At 63.1% G+C, this 17,364-nt stretch carries 15 protein-coding genes and 1 tRNA gene; 3 read left to right on the top strand and 13 right to left on the bottom strand.

What is annotated here, in order from left to right; translation table 11 throughout:
• The first annotated feature begins 29 nt into the window (after positions 1-29).
• The 3 genes from adh (at position 30) to M2320_RS05765 (ending at position 2,251) form a co-directional block, all read left to right on the top strand.
• Positions 30-1,550, top strand: coding sequence for an aldehyde dehydrogenase (gene adh, locus M2320_RS05775; protein WP_184428479.1), 1,521 nt, complete (start codon positions 30-32; stop codon positions 1,548-1,550).
• Between the two features lie 115 nt (positions 1,551-1,665).
• Positions 1,666-2,043, top strand: coding sequence for a DUF779 domain-containing protein (locus tag M2320_RS05770; protein WP_264596461.1), 378 nt, complete (start codon positions 1,666-1,668; stop codon positions 2,041-2,043).
• Positions 2,044-2,175: 132 nt separating this feature from the next.
• Positions 2,176-2,251: transfer RNA gene (locus M2320_RS05765), tRNA-Ala, on the top strand.
• A gap of 37 nt (positions 2,252-2,288) precedes the next feature.
• On the opposite strand, the gene M2320_RS05760 is transcribed toward M2320_RS05765, so the two are convergent.
• The 13 genes from M2320_RS05760 to M2320_RS05700 form a co-directional block, all read right to left on the bottom strand.
• A complete protein-coding gene (locus M2320_RS05760; protein WP_264596460.1) occupies positions 2,289-5,501 on the bottom strand; it encodes an error-prone DNA polymerase in 3,213 nt (1,070 codons plus the stop codon).
• Positions 5,498-7,021, bottom strand: coding sequence for a Y-family DNA polymerase (locus M2320_RS05755; protein WP_264596459.1), 1,524 nt, complete (start codon positions 7,019-7,021; stop codon positions 5,498-5,500). Before M2320_RS05755 ends, M2320_RS05760 begins: the two co-directional genes overlap by 4 nt.
• A complete protein-coding gene (locus tag M2320_RS05750) occupies positions 6,945-7,757 on the bottom strand; it encodes an ImuA family protein (protein WP_264596458.1) in 813 nt (270 codons plus the stop codon). Before M2320_RS05750 ends, M2320_RS05755 begins: the two co-directional genes overlap by 77 nt.
• A 170-nt stretch (positions 7,758-7,927) precedes the next feature.
• Entirely contained in the window at positions 7,928-8,185 is a 258-nt protein-coding gene (locus M2320_RS05745; RefSeq protein ID WP_184428475.1) for a hypothetical protein, read from the bottom strand.
• Positions 8,186-8,240: 55 nt separating this feature from the next.
• Positions 8,241-8,546, bottom strand: coding sequence for a hypothetical protein (locus M2320_RS05740; protein WP_264596457.1), 306 nt, complete (start codon positions 8,544-8,546; stop codon positions 8,241-8,243).
• An 8-nt stretch (positions 8,547-8,554) separates the two neighbouring features.
• A complete protein-coding gene (locus tag M2320_RS05735) occupies positions 8,555-8,932 on the bottom strand; it encodes a hypothetical protein (RefSeq protein ID WP_264596456.1) in 378 nt (125 codons plus the stop codon).
• Entirely contained in the window at positions 8,929-9,408 is a 480-nt protein-coding gene (locus M2320_RS05730; protein ID WP_184428472.1) for a hypothetical protein, read from the bottom strand. Before M2320_RS05730 ends, M2320_RS05735 begins: the two co-directional genes overlap by 4 nt.
• Before the next feature lie 77 nt (positions 9,409-9,485).
• A complete protein-coding gene (locus tag M2320_RS05725) occupies positions 9,486-10,001 on the bottom strand; it encodes a phage tail tip lysozyme (RefSeq protein ID WP_264596455.1) in 516 nt (171 codons plus the stop codon).
• On the bottom strand, positions 9,998-10,543 hold the full coding sequence (locus tag M2320_RS05720) for a peptidoglycan recognition protein family protein (protein WP_264596454.1): 546 nt from the start codon (positions 10,541-10,543) through the stop codon (positions 9,998-10,000). The genes M2320_RS05725 and M2320_RS05720 overlap by 4 nt, the downstream gene beginning before the upstream one ends.
• Positions 10,544-10,682: 139 nt before the next feature.
• Positions 10,683-12,992: a hypothetical protein gene (locus M2320_RS05715; protein ID WP_264596453.1), complete on the bottom strand. Its 2,310-nt coding sequence runs from the start codon at positions 12,990-12,992 to the stop codon at positions 10,683-10,685.
• Positions 12,989-13,771, bottom strand: a complete 783-nt coding sequence (locus tag M2320_RS05710; RefSeq protein ID WP_264596452.1) for a hypothetical protein — start codon at positions 13,769-13,771, stop codon at positions 12,989-12,991. The genes M2320_RS05715 and M2320_RS05710 overlap by 4 nt, the downstream gene beginning before the upstream one ends.
• On the bottom strand, positions 13,768-16,527 hold the full coding sequence (locus M2320_RS05705) for a hypothetical protein (RefSeq protein ID WP_264596451.1): 2,760 nt from the start codon (positions 16,525-16,527) through the stop codon (positions 13,768-13,770). Before M2320_RS05705 ends, M2320_RS05710 begins: the two co-directional genes overlap by 4 nt.
• Positions 16,527-17,357, bottom strand: coding sequence for a hypothetical protein (locus M2320_RS05700; protein WP_264596450.1), 831 nt, complete (start codon positions 17,355-17,357; stop codon positions 16,527-16,529). The genes M2320_RS05705 and M2320_RS05700 overlap by 1 nt, the downstream gene beginning before the upstream one ends.
• Positions 17,358-17,364 lie beyond the last annotated feature (7 nt).

The raw sequence follows: 17,364 nt of genomic DNA, 5'->3' as shown, positions 1-17,364 counted from the left end.
GCAAATGCGCACCAAGTGGAGGAACGTGAATGTACCAGGAAGCTGTAGCGCAACTGACAGGCAAGAACCTGATCAAGGCCAAGTTCGAGAACTTCATCGGCGGCCAGTGGGTCGCCCCGCTCAAGGGCCAGTATTTCGACAATCTGTCGCCGATCAGCGGCCAGGTGCTTTGCAAGGTGCCGCGCTCGACCGCCGAAGACATCGAACTGGCGCTCGACGCCGCCCACAAGGCGAAGGACGCCTGGGGCCGCACCCCCGCCGCGCAGCGCTCCAACATCCTGCTCAAGATCGCCGACCGCATCGAGGACAACCTGTCCACCCTCGCTCTGGTCGAAACCCTCGACAACGGCAAGCCGATCCGCGAAACCACCTACGCCGACGTTCCGCTGCTCGCCGACCATTTCCGCTATTTCGCCGGCGTGCTGCGCTCGCAGGAAGGCTCCATTTCGGAAGTCGACCACGACACGATCGCCTATCACTTCCATGAGCCGCTCGGCGTCGTCGGCCAGATCATTCCCTGGAACTTCCCGCTGCTGATGGCTGGCTGGAAGCTCGCCCCGGCGCTCGCGGCCGGCAATTGCATTGTCATGAAGCCGGCGGAACAGACCCCGGTCAGCATCCTCGTCCTGATCGAACTGATCGCCGACCTGTTGCCCGAAGGCGTTCTCAACATTGTCAACGGCTTCGGCGCCGAAGCCGGCCGTGCGCTGGCGTCGAGCAACCGCATCCGCAAGATCGCCTTCACCGGCTCGACCGCGACCGGCCGCACCATCGCCCACGCCGCCGCCGACAATTTGATCCCGGCGACGCTGGAGCTGGGCGGCAAGTCGCCGAACATCTTCTTCGCCGACGTGCTCGCCGAAGACGACGACTTCTTCGACAAGGCGCTTGAAGGGTTCACCCTGTTCGCCTTCAACCAGGGCGAAGTCTGCACCTGCCCCAGCCGCGCCCTCATTCAGGAATCGGTCTATGACCGCTTCATGGAGCGCATCGTCAAGCGCGTGCAGTCGATCAAACAGGGCAACCCGCTCGACATGAGCACCCAGTGCGGCGCGCAGGCTTCGCAGATGCAGATGGAGAAAATCCTCTCCTATATCGACATCGGCAAGCAGGAAGGCGCCCAGTGCCTCACCGGCGGCAAGCGCGCGACCATGACCAGCGAACTCGCCAACGGCTATTACATCGAGCCGACCGTGTTCCACGGCCACAACAAAATGCGCATCTTCCAGGAAGAAATCTTTGGGCCGGTGGTTTCCGTGACCACCTTCAAGGACGAAGCGGAAGCGCTCGAGATCGCCAATGACACGATCTTCGGCCTCGGCGCCGGCGTGTGGACCCGCGACATCAGCCGCGCCTACCGTTTCGGCCGCGGCATCCAGGCGGGTCGCGTCTGGACCAACTGCTACCACGCCTATCCCGCCCATGCGGCGTTCGGCGGCTACAAGGAATCCGGCATCGGCCGCGAAACCCACAAGATGATGCTCGACCACTACCAGCAGACCAAGAACATTTTGGTCAGCTACAGCCCGAAGGCGCTCGGTTTCTTCTAAGAGGGCCTGGCTTCTTCTGAGAACGAAAAAAGGCCGCCCCGGCGAACCAGGGCGGCCAAGAGTTTGTTGCGCGGCGCCGGCGACGGGCCGCGCAATGTCATTTCAGCGAGCAACCATGCCGGCGCCCGAAAGAGTCATCGCCACCGAAAAAACCCTGCGCTGGATCGAGCGCCTGCGCGAAAAACACGGCGCGCTGCTGTTCTACCAGTCCGGCGGCTGCTGCGAAGGCTCGGCGCCTTTGTGCAATCCACGGGACGGCTATTACATTGGCCCGCGGGACATCCTGCTCGGCGAGATCGGCGGCTGCCCCTTCTACATCCGCGAGGACCAGTTCGAATATTGGCGCCACACCCAATTGATCATCGACGTGGTCGAGGGCGGCTCCAACGGTTTTTCGCTGGAAGCGCCGGAAGGAGTGAGTTTTCACACGAGATCGCGGGTTTTTTCCGACGCGGAGAGCGAAGCGCTCGCCGCCGCCGCGAAGAAAGATTGAAATGCCCTATTGCGTCCGCGATCGATAACGGCTAAGGAACAGCCCTCAGCGAATGCATGAGCGATTTGCGGAACGCAAGTCCTTGTGTTGCATGAGAAAAAGCGCCGGCCGCCCCAAGGCCGGAGAGCGGTGGGGGCCATAGCTCAGTTGGGAGAGCGCTTCAATGGCATTGAAGAGGTCGTCGGTTCGATTCCGTCTGGCTCCACCAAAAAATCCTGAAATCAAAAAGACCAACGCGTGCGTGATCAATGGAAATCGCGCGACCTCGGCATGGCCCGCACATTGCGCGGATGCCGCGCGCGATCGGCGCGCTTTTGCAGCCCTTCGGCCAGATGCGCCAGTTCGTCTGAACGATCGTCAATCCGCTGGGCCAGCAGATGGACCACGCCAGCCCAACTCTTTTGCACCCGTCCCTCCACCGCCATCAACCGCGCCGCCATGGTCTCCCTGCGGAATTTTTCGAAGAGGCGGGCGTAAACCGCGACATTGATCACGCCGGTCTCATCCTCCAGCGTGACAAAAATCATCTTTCCATTTCCAGGCCGCTGCCGCACCAGCACCAACCCCACCGCCTTGCGCCACGCGCCATGGGAACAACCTGCCAGAGCACGGGCGCTGGAAAATTTTTCGCGCGCAAACAGCGGCCGCAGCAAATGCATGGGATGGGCGTTGAGCGTCAGCCGCAAGCTCTGGTAATCGGCGACCACCTGCTCGCCGATTCCGAGCGCCGGCAGCATGGGATCCGGCTCTTCCGCCAATTCCTCAAGTCCCGCCGCCTCAAACAAGGGCAACGGTTTTGTACCCGGCAGACGCCTTGCGGCCCAGAGCGCAGCGCGTCGATCGAATCGCTCGCGCGGCTCGAGGGTGAGCGCCCGACAGGATCGGAAAGCGTCGGCGTCGGCTAAAAGTTTGAGCGCACGCGAAGAGAGAGCCGTGCGACTCGCACAGGCTTCCAGTGTCTCGAACCCCTGCCCTCTCGCCGCGACCAATTTTGAAATTTCATCCTCGCGCAATCCGCTGATCTGGCGAAAACCGATTCGCAGGGCAAGCCCGGCATCGCCGCGCTCCAGCGTGTTGTCCCATTGGGACACATTGACATCGACCGGACGGATTTCAACACCGTGTTCGCGGGCGTCGCGCACGATCTGCGCTGGCGCATAAAAGCCCATCGGCTGGGAATTGAGCAAGGCGCAGGCGAACACGGCGGGGTGACGGCATTTCAGCCAGGCGGAAATATAGACGAGGATGGCGAAGGAGGCCGCATGGCTCTCCGGAAAGCCATAGGAGCCAAATCCTTTGATTTGCTCGAAACAACGCTGGGCGAAATCGCGTTCATAGCCGCGCGCGACCATGCGCTCGACCATCAGCGATTCGAACTGGCCGATCTCTCCGAGATGCCGAAACGTCGCCATGGCGCGGCGCAATCGATTGGCTTCCGTTTCCGAAAATTCCGCCGCAACCATGGCGAGGCTCATCGCCTGCTCCTGGAACAACGGCACACCAAAGGTCTTGCCGAGCACGTTCCCCAATTCGTTGGGATCGCCGCGACCTGGCGCGGGCGATGGAAACGAGATGGGCTCCAGGCCAGCGCGCCGACGCAGGTAAGGATGCACCATATCGCCCTGAATCGGCCCAGGGCGCACGATGGCGACCTCGATCACCAGATCATAGAATTTTTGCGGCCGCAGATGCGGCAGCATGTTCATCTGCGCGCGGCTTTCGACTTGGAACACACCGATCGAATCGCCACGGCACAGCATGTCGTAGACGACCTTCTCCTCGCGCGGCACATCGGCAAGCCCGAGGCGCACTCCCTCATGCGTGGCGAGCAGGTCAAATCCTTTGCGGATGCAGGAGAGCATGCCAAGCGCCAAGACATCGACCTTCATCAACCCCAGCGTGGCGATGTCGTCCTTGTCCCATTCCAAAAAAGTGCGATCGGCCATGGCGGCGTTTCCGATCGGACACAGCTCGTCCAGCCGCCCGCGCGTCAGCACGAAGCCGCCGACATGCTGTGACAGATGGCGGGGAAACCCCATGATTTTGCGTGCGAAAAAAAGCACCTGGGCGATGACGGGATTGTCAGGATCAAGCCCCGTCCCGGCGATCTCCGTACGACTTGCCGATCCATGCGAACCCCATTGCAGCGCGGACAGCGCGCCGATCATGTCCTCGGACAGTCCAAAAACTTTTGCGACATCGCGCAGGGCGCTGCGCGAGCGATAGCACACCACCTCCGCCGCCAGGCCGGCGCGCGCGCGGCCGTATTTGGCGTAGATATGCTGGATGACCTCCTCGCGCCGCTCATGCTCGAAATCGACGTCGATATCGGGCGGTTCGCGCCGCTCCGAGGAGATGAAGCGCGCAAACAGCAAATCGCTGGCGGCCGGATCGACGGCGGTGATGCCGAGCACATAACAGACGGCGGAATTGGCTGCGGAGCCGCGCCCCTGGCACAAAATCCCTTTTTCCCTCGCGAAGGAAACGATGTCGTGGATGGTGAGGAAATAGGGCGCGTAATCGAGCTGGGCGATCAAAGCCAGTTCGCTCGCGAGGAGGTCGCGCACTTTGTCCGGAGCCCCATCGGGGTAGCGCTCCGGCTGAGCGCGACGCACCAGTTCCTCAAGCCAAGCCTGCGGCGTCCAGTCCTTTGGAACGGGCTCGTCGGGATATTCATAGGCAAGTTCGCGCAAATGAAATTTTATCCGCGACAAAAAGACTTGTGTCTGCTCAATGGCCTCGGGCGCGTCGGAAAATATCCGCGCCATTTCCCCTGGCGCCTTTAAATGTCGCTCGGCATTGCTTTCGAGCCGCCGGCCCGCCTGCGCCAGTGTGACATGCTCGCGCACACAGGTCAGAACATCCTGTAACGGGCGGTCTTCGGGACAGGCGTAGAGCACATCATTGTGCGCGAGAATTTTGACGCCATTTCGTCGCGCCATTTCGCGCAACCCAAGCAACCGACGTCGATCCCCTCCCCCACGCGGCATAGTAGCGCCCAACCAAAGCCCCGCGCATTTTTCTTTCGCGCGGGCCAGAAAATTCTCGAACTCTTGAGGCGCGTGCGGCGGCAACAGGATCAGCAAGAGGTCGCGCGCATCCGCCAGCAGATCGTCAAACGCAAGCAGGCACTCGCCCTTTTTCGCGCGCCGTTTTCCCATAGTGAGCAGGCGGCACAATTGCCCCCATCCCGCGCGGTTTTGCGGATAGGCGATGACATCTGGCGCGCCGTCAGAAAAGACCAGACGCGCGCCGGCAACGAACGTAAAGTCTTTCGCCTCGTCCCCAAAATCCTCCAAGGCGCCGAGGGCGCGGACCACGCCGGCGACGGAATTGCGGTCGCACAGGCCTAGGCCCGAATACCCCAACTCCAGCGCCCGTCCGATCAGCGCTTCCGGCTGCGAGGCGCCACGCAGGAAGGAATAGTTGGAGGCGCAAGCCAGTTCCGCATAGGTCACGCGAACAACCCATGAATGAACCAGCGCGGCGTTCCCTCGCCGCGCTCGTAGAGCCCGTGGCGGAACAGCCAGAACCGGCGTCCCTCCACATCCTCGACGCGGTAATAATCCCGCTCCGCCGCCTGCATGCCCTGAGTTCGCCAATCCGGCGCGATGCGCTCCGGCCCTTCGGCGCGCAGCACGTCATGGGTTTTTCGTCGCCAACGGAATCGCGCTGGCGGACCATCCGGCGCGAGCGCCACGACTTCGACCGGTTGCGGCGGATCGAATAAGGTGAGCGGCCGCGCTGGCGGTTCGCCAGCCATCGGCCTCGGCCATTCAGAGGGCGGCGCGGAGACGGGCGCGGTGCAGCTTTCACGCTCTGGTTCATACGCATCCCCGCGCATAAAACGCAGCACGCGCGACCGGCCGAAGCGTGTGGTCAGACGGTCGAGCAATTCGCTCAACTCACGCTCGTTGTCGCTCTGAGAGGCGCCTTCGAAACTCTCCTGAAGGGCGTCGCATTTTTCCGCATGCGGGACAGCGAGACGCAAGGCGTCAAAACCAAAGCCGGGGTCCAGCGGATCGGCGAGCGAGTCGAGTTTTTCACGGAACAATCGCGCCACAAAAATTTCGTCGCGCGTCGGCCGCAGGGTCTCGACATAAAGACAGCGCACATGGCCATCGGCGCGGAAAAAGGACAGTTCGAACCTGCGTCCGCCTTCACCGCGCTGCTCCAGCAGATATGCGGCTTCACGCAGCAGATCGCCGATGACGGCGTCCAAAACCTCGCGCGCAGAAAAAGGTTCGAGAAAATGCCGCTCGACCATGCGCTCCGGCGGAGGACGCAGCGGCGTGATGCGGCGATCCGCGCGACCAAACAAACGTTCGAGCCGATACGGAAAGTCATTGCCGAAGCGGGCGGCGAACAGCCGCGTCGGTCGCGCCGAGAGATCGCCGAGGGTTTTGAAGCCGGCGCGATGAAGGGCGAAATAAGCGTCCTCATCCGCCTCCAGGGCGGCGAGCGGCAAACGCGCGACGGCGGCTTCGGCATTGTCCGTGAAAACGCCGCCAGCGGAAAAGCGCGCCAAGGCGCGCGCGCAATCGGGCGTCGGGGCCACGGCGGCCCGGGCCGTAAAACCCCAGGTGGAAAAATCTGCGATAATGCGCTGGAGCATCGTCTCTTCGCCACCGAACAGATGCGCGCAACCGGCGATGTCGAGCACGAGGCCATGGGGTTCGTCGAGCGCTGTCAGCGGCGTATAGCGCTCGCAGCGAGCCGCGAGATTGAGAAGCAGGTCGCGATCGGCTTTTGAATCGGCGGGCGCGACGACAAGGCGCGGCACGCGCGCACGCGCATCCGACAAGGACAGGCCAGGCGTCAATCCTTGTTCCAGGGCAACGGAATCGAGCGCGCAAAGTCTTTGGGCGTTGGCGGATTTTTCCACCAGCGCGAAAGGACCCTCATCCGGCGCGCCGCCGCAGCGTCGCAATCGCTCCGTCGGCAGGAAGGGAAGGAAGAGCGCGAGGTAAAGCCGCATCGTCCGGTTTTGAGATTTGATGAAACAGGCCCTGGTCACGCAACCACTCCAAACGCCACGAACGCTCCGCTGGGCCGCCACGATGGCGCAGCAAGGTGATTTCAAAACGGGGGAAGCCCGGTGCATTGGCGGCGAGCGCGCGCGACGGACAGGCGCGCGCCCGCCAGCGGGAGACGGCGGCGCTGGGCGGCGGTCCGGTCTGCTCTTCTTCAAGGCCGACGCGCAGCAGGAACAGGGTGACGCCGGACTTTTCCGCAGCCCGCGCCAGCCGCAGAGTGGCGGTGAGATTCAGCACGGACGGCGCCCCAAAAATTTCGATCAGGGCGGCGCCGAGACTCTTGCAGCGCGCCGCCTCGACACCGGCGCGCAACACGGCTTGCGCGTCGCGCCCCCGCACAAGCGACAGCAGAGCGGGGTCGACGCCAAATTCCGCAAGACCGACGCCATTCAACCGCCCGGCCTCTTCATCGAGAAAATCCGGCCGCGCCCAAAGCACAGGCCGTGTCGGCGCGGCGCGGCGGGCCAGGGCGAGACCAAAGCCGGCCGCGGCCGACCAATCGGCCCAGGACGCATGGACTTCATGTAGGGCGGCGCGGTTCAGACCACCGCCAAGAAAACGATCCACTTCGCTCTCGCCCAGAGCGAAGGCCGGCTCGCGTTCCAGCGCAACACCATGCCGAAGCGCGACCCGGGCGAGTTCCAGACGCAAGTCGCTCAAAATTTTGACGCGAGACATCCTTCGCCCCGTGCATGACATGCATGGCGTTTTCACGAGATTGTTCCTGTTATGTTCACATCAAAAACCGAAACGCGGAGAGAGTCAAGAGGCAGGATCAAAACGCAAAAAAGCCCCGCCCGGCGCAGAGCCGGGCGGGGCGAATTTTGATACCCCCAAGGGGCTGGGAGTCAGGGGCCGAGACTGTTCTGATAATGCGCTTCCGCAAGAGCGCGGCGCAGATTGACGACTTCCTCGCGCAGGCTTTGGATCTCCAGCATCAGGTCATCGACCCGGCGCTCATAGCCGTCAATCAGGGTTTGCAACCGAGCATCGAGCGCAGTCTGCATTGCGGGTCCGCGATTGAGCAAGGCGAGAAGGAAACCGCCGACAGCGGTCAGCCCGCTGGCGCCCAATGTCACCAGCCAGTTGGGTATCTCGCCAATCATGACATTTGCGTCCTCTTAACGGATAGAGCGCCGCCCGTGGTTCCGCCAGCGCTCATCATTTCGACGAGGTGACGGCGACGGTCGAAGCGACCCCGCCAAGCGTCGAACAGAGCGACATCGAGACGTTCACGATTTTGGTCGCCGCTCCCGTGCGCACGACCTGCCCGCCGGAATTCGCCGCCTGTTCAGCAACCAGCGCGACATTCGCAGCCGTGCTGATATCGCAAGCAAAAATTTGCGCAATCGCGGCGGCTGTCCTGGCGTGCTGCTGAATTTGATCGGCGGTGATCGGGGTTTTCGAGGACATGGCGGACGCCGGCAGAGCCGCGAACAGGAGCGCGCAGGCGATGAGCTTTTTCATAGGCTTCCTCAGGTGAAGACGGCCGCGCCGGATTCGGGATTGATCCCATCCTTTCCAAGCGGCCTGGACGGCGTGATCTGGATGACGTCCCAGCCAGGCGGGAACGTTTCGTAAAGCGCGACAAGCGCCTCGGCGAGGGAAAGGGCGAGCGCCACATTGCCGGCGACGTCGACCGGGAGCACGGGCGCGAGCGCCTTGTCGAGGGCCAGCCCGGCGGCAAGCCCTTCGGAAATCGTCGCCTTGCCGGCGGCGAGGTCGACCAGGAATCTCACCGCCTGTTCAGCAGCAGCCACATCCTGGCCGACAGTCCCCCTCGCCGCGGCGGCGCCCGCAGGCGTCTTGGCCGCATTGGAAACCCAAGAGGCGAGGCGCTCCCAGGCGCTCATTTCGTCGCCACGGCCGCGCCGACCAACTCGGCGGAGGCGTCGGCAGGGACAACGCCCAGCGCGGACAGCTTGGCGAGGATCAGCGGGCGCAGGTTGACGCCGAGCCATTTGGAAATCGCCGGCGCCGATGCAACCGCATAGCGTTCGGCGGCGGCCAGGACGAGGTTGGTCGTTTCGAGCGTCAAAGTCTTGCCGTGAACCGCGCCCTCCACCGCGCCGACGCCGTAATTCACGGCCTTGGCGATCAGATCGTCCGTCAGCAGAACTTTGACATAGGCGGGGGCCCATTTGGCCACGACGAAAGACAGGAGCGCGATGGCTATGGAGCCAAGCGAGGCCAGAGCCGACGACACCCAATCGCCCCAAGGCACAACGACAGAGGCGGGCGAGGCCGCATCGCCGGCGCAAGCGGCGGAAGCCATGCCGAGGAACAGCAGGCACGCGGACGCCGTCCTGGCGAGCAGGTTGTTGTTCATATTGATTTCCTTTCAGGACCGCCGGCGTCGTCATGGCCGCGCATCGCCGGCCGGCGCCCGACGCGCAGGTTGGTCGGTCAGGCGACCGGATGTCTGGAGAAGTAACCTTCCCAGTATTCAGCTCTTTGGCCACGCTTGGCGCATTGACCGGGCGCGCCGGGCCGCTCCCAGAAACGACATGCGGCATAGCCAGCGTCGTAGGCGCTTTTCGTCTGCCTGATCGCCGTCCACGCGCGCTTCTCTGTGTGCGTCAGCTCCCAGAACGCCGCCTTCAGCTGGTCGTCGAGAGGCGGTGTTTCGCGCAGATCGACTCCGCAGCCGTCGCGAATGGCGTCGATGCGCGCGGCATGCCATTGGTGGAGTCCGAAGGCTTCGCCATGATCGCCCACCGCCTTGGCGTTCAGCGCGCTTTCGGCGTCGGCCTGGGCGAGCAGGCCGCAGGCCTGTTCGAGGGTCAAGCCGCGCGTCGTCCAGAATTTCACAATGGTCGCCGCGGCGGCTTGGTAGGCCTTGTTGTCCATGGTCGTCTCCAGACAGCGGGCGCTCTTGCCCGCGAGCTCGCGCAGCTCCGCGAAAAGCTCCACCGCGCTCATGCCGCCAGAGCCGTTTTTACCCGCGCGACAAAATCCGGCTTGTCGACGCGCGCGCCAGGGCAATCGTGGTGATCCCTCTTACATTCCCGGTGGAAACGCAGCGTCGCCGGATCGAGCTTGAGGACGCCATAGAGCGCGGCGACCGCCGCGACAGCGTTGTCGCGAACCTTGGCGCCATCGCCGCTGTCAAAAGCCTCCGTCGAGAAATCGCCGACCATTTCCACGCCGATGGAAGTCTTGTTGAAGCAGGACGCGTGAACGCCATCCTGCTCCAGATCGCAAGCGATCCAGATGAAATCCGGCGCGACAAAGAGGTGCGGTCCGCTGTGCCAACCCAATTTCCTGTAATACGTGTTCAGATTGCGAATGCGTTGCGCGCCCTGCGCCTTGCCGAGACCGAAATGCGCCCACTGTTTGAGGTTCGGTTCGGCGGTGTTGTGCAGGGTCACGAATTGCGGGCGCCAATTGGCCCATTTGAGCGTCGAGATATGCGTCTTGAATTCCGCGGCGGCGAACCCGCGCGGATCAACAAGGAAGGTCACGGATTTCTCCTTTAAAGCCGGAGGGGAACGACGGACGCGGAGCGTCATCAATGGTTCGAGACCGCCCCCGATCGCGCAGCCCCATCAAGATCTTGAGGGGCTCATCCCAAAGAGCGTCGAACTCGCTAGCGCCCGCTCATCAGTTCGCGCCGGCGCCGGTTTCGACGATATGCACATCGGCGACCCAATAAATCGTCTTGCCGCCCGTGCAGGTTCCGGTCCCGGTCAGGTAGGCCCCGCCATTGGTCGTATCGAGAACGACCGAGGGCGTCCATGAAGCGGCGCCCGTGGACTTGCGGACCGAGGTGAAGGTCGGTGGCGTGGTCGTTGGACCGCTGGCCCCTTCGAACTGGACGCCCGCCGCACTCTTGTTGGCGATCAATCCGAAATTGACGGTCCAGTATCCATAATCCTGTGTCGAGCAATAGGCGTGCAGCTTGACCGTGACATCTTCCGAAAAGGGGATATTGATCGGTACGAATATCTCATTTACGCCGCCGGGAGGCATGTTACCGGTCGAGGTGATGTTGGCGGCGCTTGTTCCCGACCCGTACATGACGCAATCGACAACCTGGCTATCGCCGTTCCATCCATTCGTTCCGACCGACGAGCGAATAAAGCACCCTTTGCGATAATGGTCGTCGATGCCAGACCCCAACGCGAAATTCCCCTGCCCGTTGACGTAGCCGTAGGAACCAAGCCAGCCCAGAGGGCCGCTGGCGCCTCCCTTCACATGCTGACCAATCCCAGAATAAAACCCACCATTGTAGTTCTGGTAGACGGGTTGGAGCCCGGTATTTGCCGCCACCACCGTGTTCACGCCAGGCGCTCCGTTTTGCTGCACAGCGATCGGAACGCTGCCCTCGTCCGCCCAATTGCCAACCAGATGCGCGTCCTGCACGCCGCTGGCGACGAGATAGCCGATGGGATCGCCTTGCGCATGGTTGCCCGTCAGATGCGAGGCATAGCCGGTGACGTAATAGCCGGCGACGGTCGTTCCGCCGCCCGACGTGTTTCCCACCCAGGTTGATGCGCCACGCGCGCACATATTATAGGGAGCGTAAAATGCAGAAGGAATTGCGTATCCGTGATTTGTGACAAAATGATTGTTTGAGCCTCCGTCGTACACTTGACAATAAGAACCATTCACCATGAAATTGAACATGATGTTATTGTCAGGACTTTCAACATCTAGCGCGAAGGTGGGCATGTGCGCGAGGTCGGGGATCACGGCGGAATCGTTCAGAATATAGTTGTCGCTGACGGTGTCCGTCCCAGCGCCCGTCCCTCCTTGGGCCAGCAACACATTCGACCCACCCGGCGCCGCGTTCGTGATCCAGTTATGGTCGATGTAATTGTTCTGGCCATTCAAAATACTGACGCCGTGAATCGCCATGGCGGCGGCGTCGATTTGCAAACCGGCCACGCGATAGCCGCGGCTCCAGACCGCATCCTTTTGGATGACGCTGTCCATCACGGCGGCCGCGCGGATCGTGGATGCGCGCCCGTCCCCCTCAATGGTGACGGCGTTTTCGTAATCGTAGGGCGTTGCGCTCGCGCCGATAAGCGAAAGCTGCGAACCGAACAAATAGCCCTGCCCTGGAGGCGTCGGAACGTAAAGCCGCGAACCGCGCGTGGGGTTCACGATCATCGCCGAAAGCGCGGACGCGAACGCTGGCTGATCGTCGTGGCCGTAGGTGACAAATTGCGCCACGCCGGTTTGCGACGCCGCCGCACTGGTCGACAACGTGACGCTGGATGCGGAATTGACCGCCTTGATGGTCGCGGACAATACAGAGGTGAAGTTCGGCGCTGCAAACGTCGCGCCGGTCCCGGTCCCGTTCGTGGAAGCCTGAGACAAAACGCCTGATGGGGTCGTGGTGAAAATTCCGGGGTTGTAAAGCACAGCGGAGGCGACGCCTCCCGCGCTGACGCCGTCGCTCGCTGTCGTGGCCGTCACCATGACCTTGATCGGCTCGGGGCCCGTCCCGCCGTTCAGCGTGATGATTGCGCCATAGACATAGCTCGACCCTGCTGAGGAAACCGTCACCGGTCCATAAGCGAGCCAAGTCCCGCCACAGCCGGGAACCGCGATGATCTTGCCGACATCAGCCCCAGAGAAAACGGGAGTATAGGTCTTGCTCGACCAGGTCGCCGAGGCGAAGCTGATCGTGGCGCTTCCAGCTTGGCAGGTCACGGCCAAATAAGGCCATTGCCCGTCACCCTTGGCGCCGAAGTCGTCGATCACGTTGAGATGGTGACCGGCGCGCGACAATGCGGACGCCGAACTGACCCCGCCAGGAGCTATGAAGGGGACAGCGGCGGGGCCGCTCGGCGTCCCGGTCCCGCCTTCTGAGACGCCAAGCACGCGGTTCGATCCCATGCCAGCGGCGAAAGCGGCCGTGGAAACGAAAATCGACGCAACGATGAATCTGATGATCATGGTCATACTGCTCTAACGAGAAAGCCTGAGGCGTCAACGAAGGCCTGCCCGCCCACGACAGGAACGGAGCCGGAAGACATATCGGGCAGGGCGGCGATGAGCAATTGCGCCAGAGCCGCCGTCTGAGAGGGAGAAAGCGCGGCGAAACACGCGGTCAAGGCGGTGGGCGTGACGCTTGTGGCAGCGGCGGCTTCCCCGCTTTGGGCGGCGGCGGCCGCGCTCTGAGCGGCGGCTGCGGCGCTCTGGGCCGCAGCCGCAGCGCGGTCCGCCGCCCCGGCGGCGCTGGCGGCGGCCGCCTGGACGGACGACTGAATAGCAGAGACAGCCGCCGTCATCGCGACCGGCAAGACCGTCGGCGTCTCCGATGTCTCGCCGTCGACAGCGACCGTATCGCCAAGCGGCACCTGTCCCGTCGCGGCGAGGTCGGAGGCGAACCGCGTGACGCCCTGAGAGAAGGCGAGGCGTCCAGTGAACAGCGGCACGATGGCGCCGCTCGTCAATTCCAGCCGACAGTCATAGACGAGACGAGGGGGCATCTGCGCCATATCCGAGGCCGGCGCGGAGAACACGCAGAGGCCGGTCGCAGCATCGAACCGCGCCATGCCGCCGGAGATGTTGGCCGAACACCATTCGTAGACGGGCGGATCGGCCGCAAACGCTGTCAGCCGCGCCTGCATGCGGAGGGTGGAGCCAGCGACGCCATAGACACGCGCCAGGGCCGAGAAGTCGCGGGTCCACCGGAACGTGGCGTTGGTGGACGCGCGAAGATTGTAGGTCGTGGTCATTGCGACACCTGCATGGCGCGGCATGATTGCAGCCGGATTGTTGCGGACACAGGATCGCCTGCGGCGAAGGTGACGTAGAAGGCGAGTTGGGCGCTGAAAGTCCCCGCTCCCTGCACCGAGGCGATTGGGGTCAATTCGTCGAGCGTCAGGACATTGCCAAGACTCGTGCTCGTGACGCCCGGAGCCCCTGCAGCAATGTTGGCGTCGTTGAATTCCACTGCGCTCGCGCCATGGCGGGCCGCCCAGGTGGTATAGGTGTTCGACGCCAGACCCGGCGGCGTGAAGGTTCCGCCTGTCACCTGGTCGTAATATTGCAGCGCGACGCCTTTCACGCCGTAGAGGTGGCCGTTGGCGCCAGCCGAGATCTTGACCCGGCAAATGGCGCGATGGGATTGGCCGGCGGTGAAGGACGTGGCGATTGGAGCCTGGATAATCTGGGACAAGGTGACCTGCGGCGCGCCGGAGCCAGCGTATCCTTGCAGCTGAAGAACAAAATCATCATTACCGTCGCCGAATGGATTTTGCTCCACACCATAGGACAGCCCGAGGACGCCCTGGGAAAGCGCCGCCGTCGATCCGGAGTCAGTGGCGAGTGTCCAGCCGTAAGGAACGCCCTTGAGGACGGTCGCGCCGATACCAGAGCCGGATGGGGTCCCAGTATTGGCGAGCGGCGAGGCGGTATTCGTTTGAAGCGCGTAGACGTTGGGACCGGTGATGCTGTCGCCGATGAACGAGGCGGGGCTTGTGTTGTCGTTTTGCACGAAACCCCAATTGTAGAGCGAACCGGACATGTTCGAAGCGCTGTTGGCGGAAGCCATTTGCACCAGGCCGTTCGCAGCATCCACGCAAGCGACCGTCGCTCCGTTCAACGGCGACTGCAGCGTGTTGGAGAAGTAAAGTTTCGATCCCGTCTTGAAGATGTTTTGCGCGGTCGCCTGCGGGATCGCGGTCAGAGCCGTGCCGCCGACATAAACGTTGGAAAGATAGTAATTCTTGGTCGTGGCGGAACATGTCGATGCCTGCGCCGACGTCGAAGTGACGCTTGTGGCGTAGAAGAAATAGTTTTGCGCGGCGGCGGGCGTGAACGGTTGGCTGGTCGGAATCGCCGATGTCTGGCTCGCCGCCTGCAACATGGCGTTGGCAAGCAGGGCGCCGCCGTACGGGGTTGGATGGAGGCCGTCCACCGACGTGTAGGGCAGGTTGAAATAATAGCCTCCGGAGGCGACCGCCGCCGGGTCCAGATGCGCGCTCCAGGTCGGGGCGACGTGGACCCAGGGGTAGAGTCCCGGGCATTGCGCGCCGGACAAGCCGGGATAGGTCGTCCCCGAAGTCGGATCGGTCCATGAGCCGCACGAGGTGGCGTTCAACCAATTGTGGATCGTTGTCAGATAGGTGGACCCCGCAGGCGCGTTGTTCGATTTCCACCTGTAGTAGACGGCGATCTTCTTGCCGGCGTCGGCGCTGTTAAAAGTGTAGACGCCGTTGCTGACGGCATATTGCCCTTGTGTGGGCGCGGAGGCGACAGGCGTCAGAGCGACGCCGTCGTTGGCGCCCGGGCTGAACGTTACGCCGGAGGCTCCCGTGCCGCACGAATAGGTGTTGGCCGGCGTTCCCGTCGTCGTGGCGCCGCAGGGCGCGTAAAACACCTGTTGGGTGTCCCAGTAATTCGCGGAGTTGTAAACCTCCACCGTGTAAGGCGACGCGGAAGGAATGGTCCAAACTTCGGGCGCGCCCAGCGCGCTCTTGTTGGCGTTCGAAAAGCCTTCGGCGAGACCGCGCGGAACCTCGTCGCCGACGATGACGATTTTGTTGGCCGCCGTCGGGCCGAAGGCGTCGAAGATCGCCTGAAGAGCGGAAATGGCGTTGACCGCGCCTCTATTGCCATCATTGGTGCCGGCGAGGAGGAAAATGGTTTGCGCGGGATCTGTCACGATGGAATAGGCGCCGCCGAAATAGGCGCCGCCATTGGCTTTGTTGGTGTCGAGGTCGGTGATGGTCGCGCCGGCGGAGCTGGTGGCGTTGAACGGCGCGAAGGTGGTAAACGCCGAGACCGCCGCGGGATGGGCGAGCGCGACTGAGGAACCCGCAGTCGTGGAGGCGGTGATGCAGTTCGCCGGCACGGTGACGCTCGGAGTCGCGCTGTTGTAATCGGTGATCTGACAGCCGTAATTGGTCGCATTGGCGATGGTGATGTAGTCGCCGGCCGCTGGGACGCCGGAAAGGCCCGAGAGAGCGATCGTAAGCGGAGAACTCGTATTCGGGGTGATCGCCGCGGTCAGCGTCGCATTCGCGCCGTTGAAGCAGGCGTAGCCGATGGTCGAGGCGTCGCTGCAATATTGGGTCGTCGCATTCAAGCGCCCGGCTATGCCGGCGGTGGTTTGCGCGCCGACGCCATAGTTCCAACCGATCTCGGCCAGATACCTGTTGCCGGAGAGGGGGAAGAGCCAGCCCGCATGACCGTTCGAGTAGTCGGTGGACGCGGTGAAGGTAGCGGCGGCGGCATTCCAGGGCGGAAAAATGGTCGAATTCGCGGTGCGGGAATCGCCGAAGGCGACCGCGTAATTGTTCACCAAAGCCGGCTGGATATAGCGCCGGCCAGGTCCTGCGAAATGCGCTCCGCTTCCGAGGATGGTCGCGCCGCCGGCATTGTAGAGGCGCTGGGCGGCGAAAAGCGCCGGCTTGTTCTCCTGCCCCGCCCCCGCGACTTGCGCTGACGTCAGCATCAGGGCTGTGAGCGAAAATCGAACAAGGCGCATTAGTAGACCTCAAGAAATGAAACGGTCTGGGAGCCCGAAGCGGTGATCGCATAGACGGCGCCGCCGCCGGTGATGGTGATGCCCTGGCCCTGCACACCCGCAAGGAACAGGCCGGTTGCGGCCGTGACCGCGGCGCCGCCGATGTAGACGGCGGTCGTCCCGTGATTGGCGATGGTGACTTCCTTGCGGCCGGCGCGCGCGGGAACGATCTGCGTCGCCGAACTCGCAATGCTGATCTGGCCTGTAGCGAGATTTGCGTAGGTTTCAGTGGTCGCGACCGGATTGGTCGAGGAGATCGCGGCGCCGCCAAGCGCGAGATTGACCGAGCCGATGACATTGGCGCCGGCGGGAATCGCATTGGCGATGTTGAAAGTTGGCGTCGTCGCGAAAGCCGGCAGCGTTCCGCTCAGCGAGACGCTTTGACCTGACCAGGCGACCGTCTGAGAGGACGGGAGATTCGAAACTGAAACGGCGCCGCTGACGCTCAGCGTCCCCGACAGTTTCGACCAAATGGCGGAGAGCCATCCCGTGAGGCCAGAACCGCCCGTCGGCATGACGGCGCCGGTGATCGCCGCGCCACTGTCGGTGGTGGTCACGCCGGCGCTAAAAGTGACGGGCAAAGGGTTCGCGGAGGCGACCGCGGCGAGGTTGCCGAGGGCATTGACGAAGCCGATCTCGGTGGCGCTGGTCGGCGCGGCTGAGCCGGCGGCTCCCACGCTCGCGTTGGAGCCGCCACCGCCTCCACCGCTAAAATTCGTGACCTTGTTGCCGGCGCCGTCTTCGATGACAATGCCGCGGGTGACTGACCCGTCCGGGTTTTTCCATTCCATGAGAGGC

The organism is Rhodoblastus acidophilus, from assembly GCF_025961575.1.
GTDB lineage: Bacteria > Pseudomonadota > Alphaproteobacteria > Rhizobiales > Beijerinckiaceae > Rhodoblastus > Rhodoblastus acidophilus_C.
Note: the sequence above shows the minus strand (reverse complement) of the source record. Positions and strands in the feature narration are given on the sequence as shown.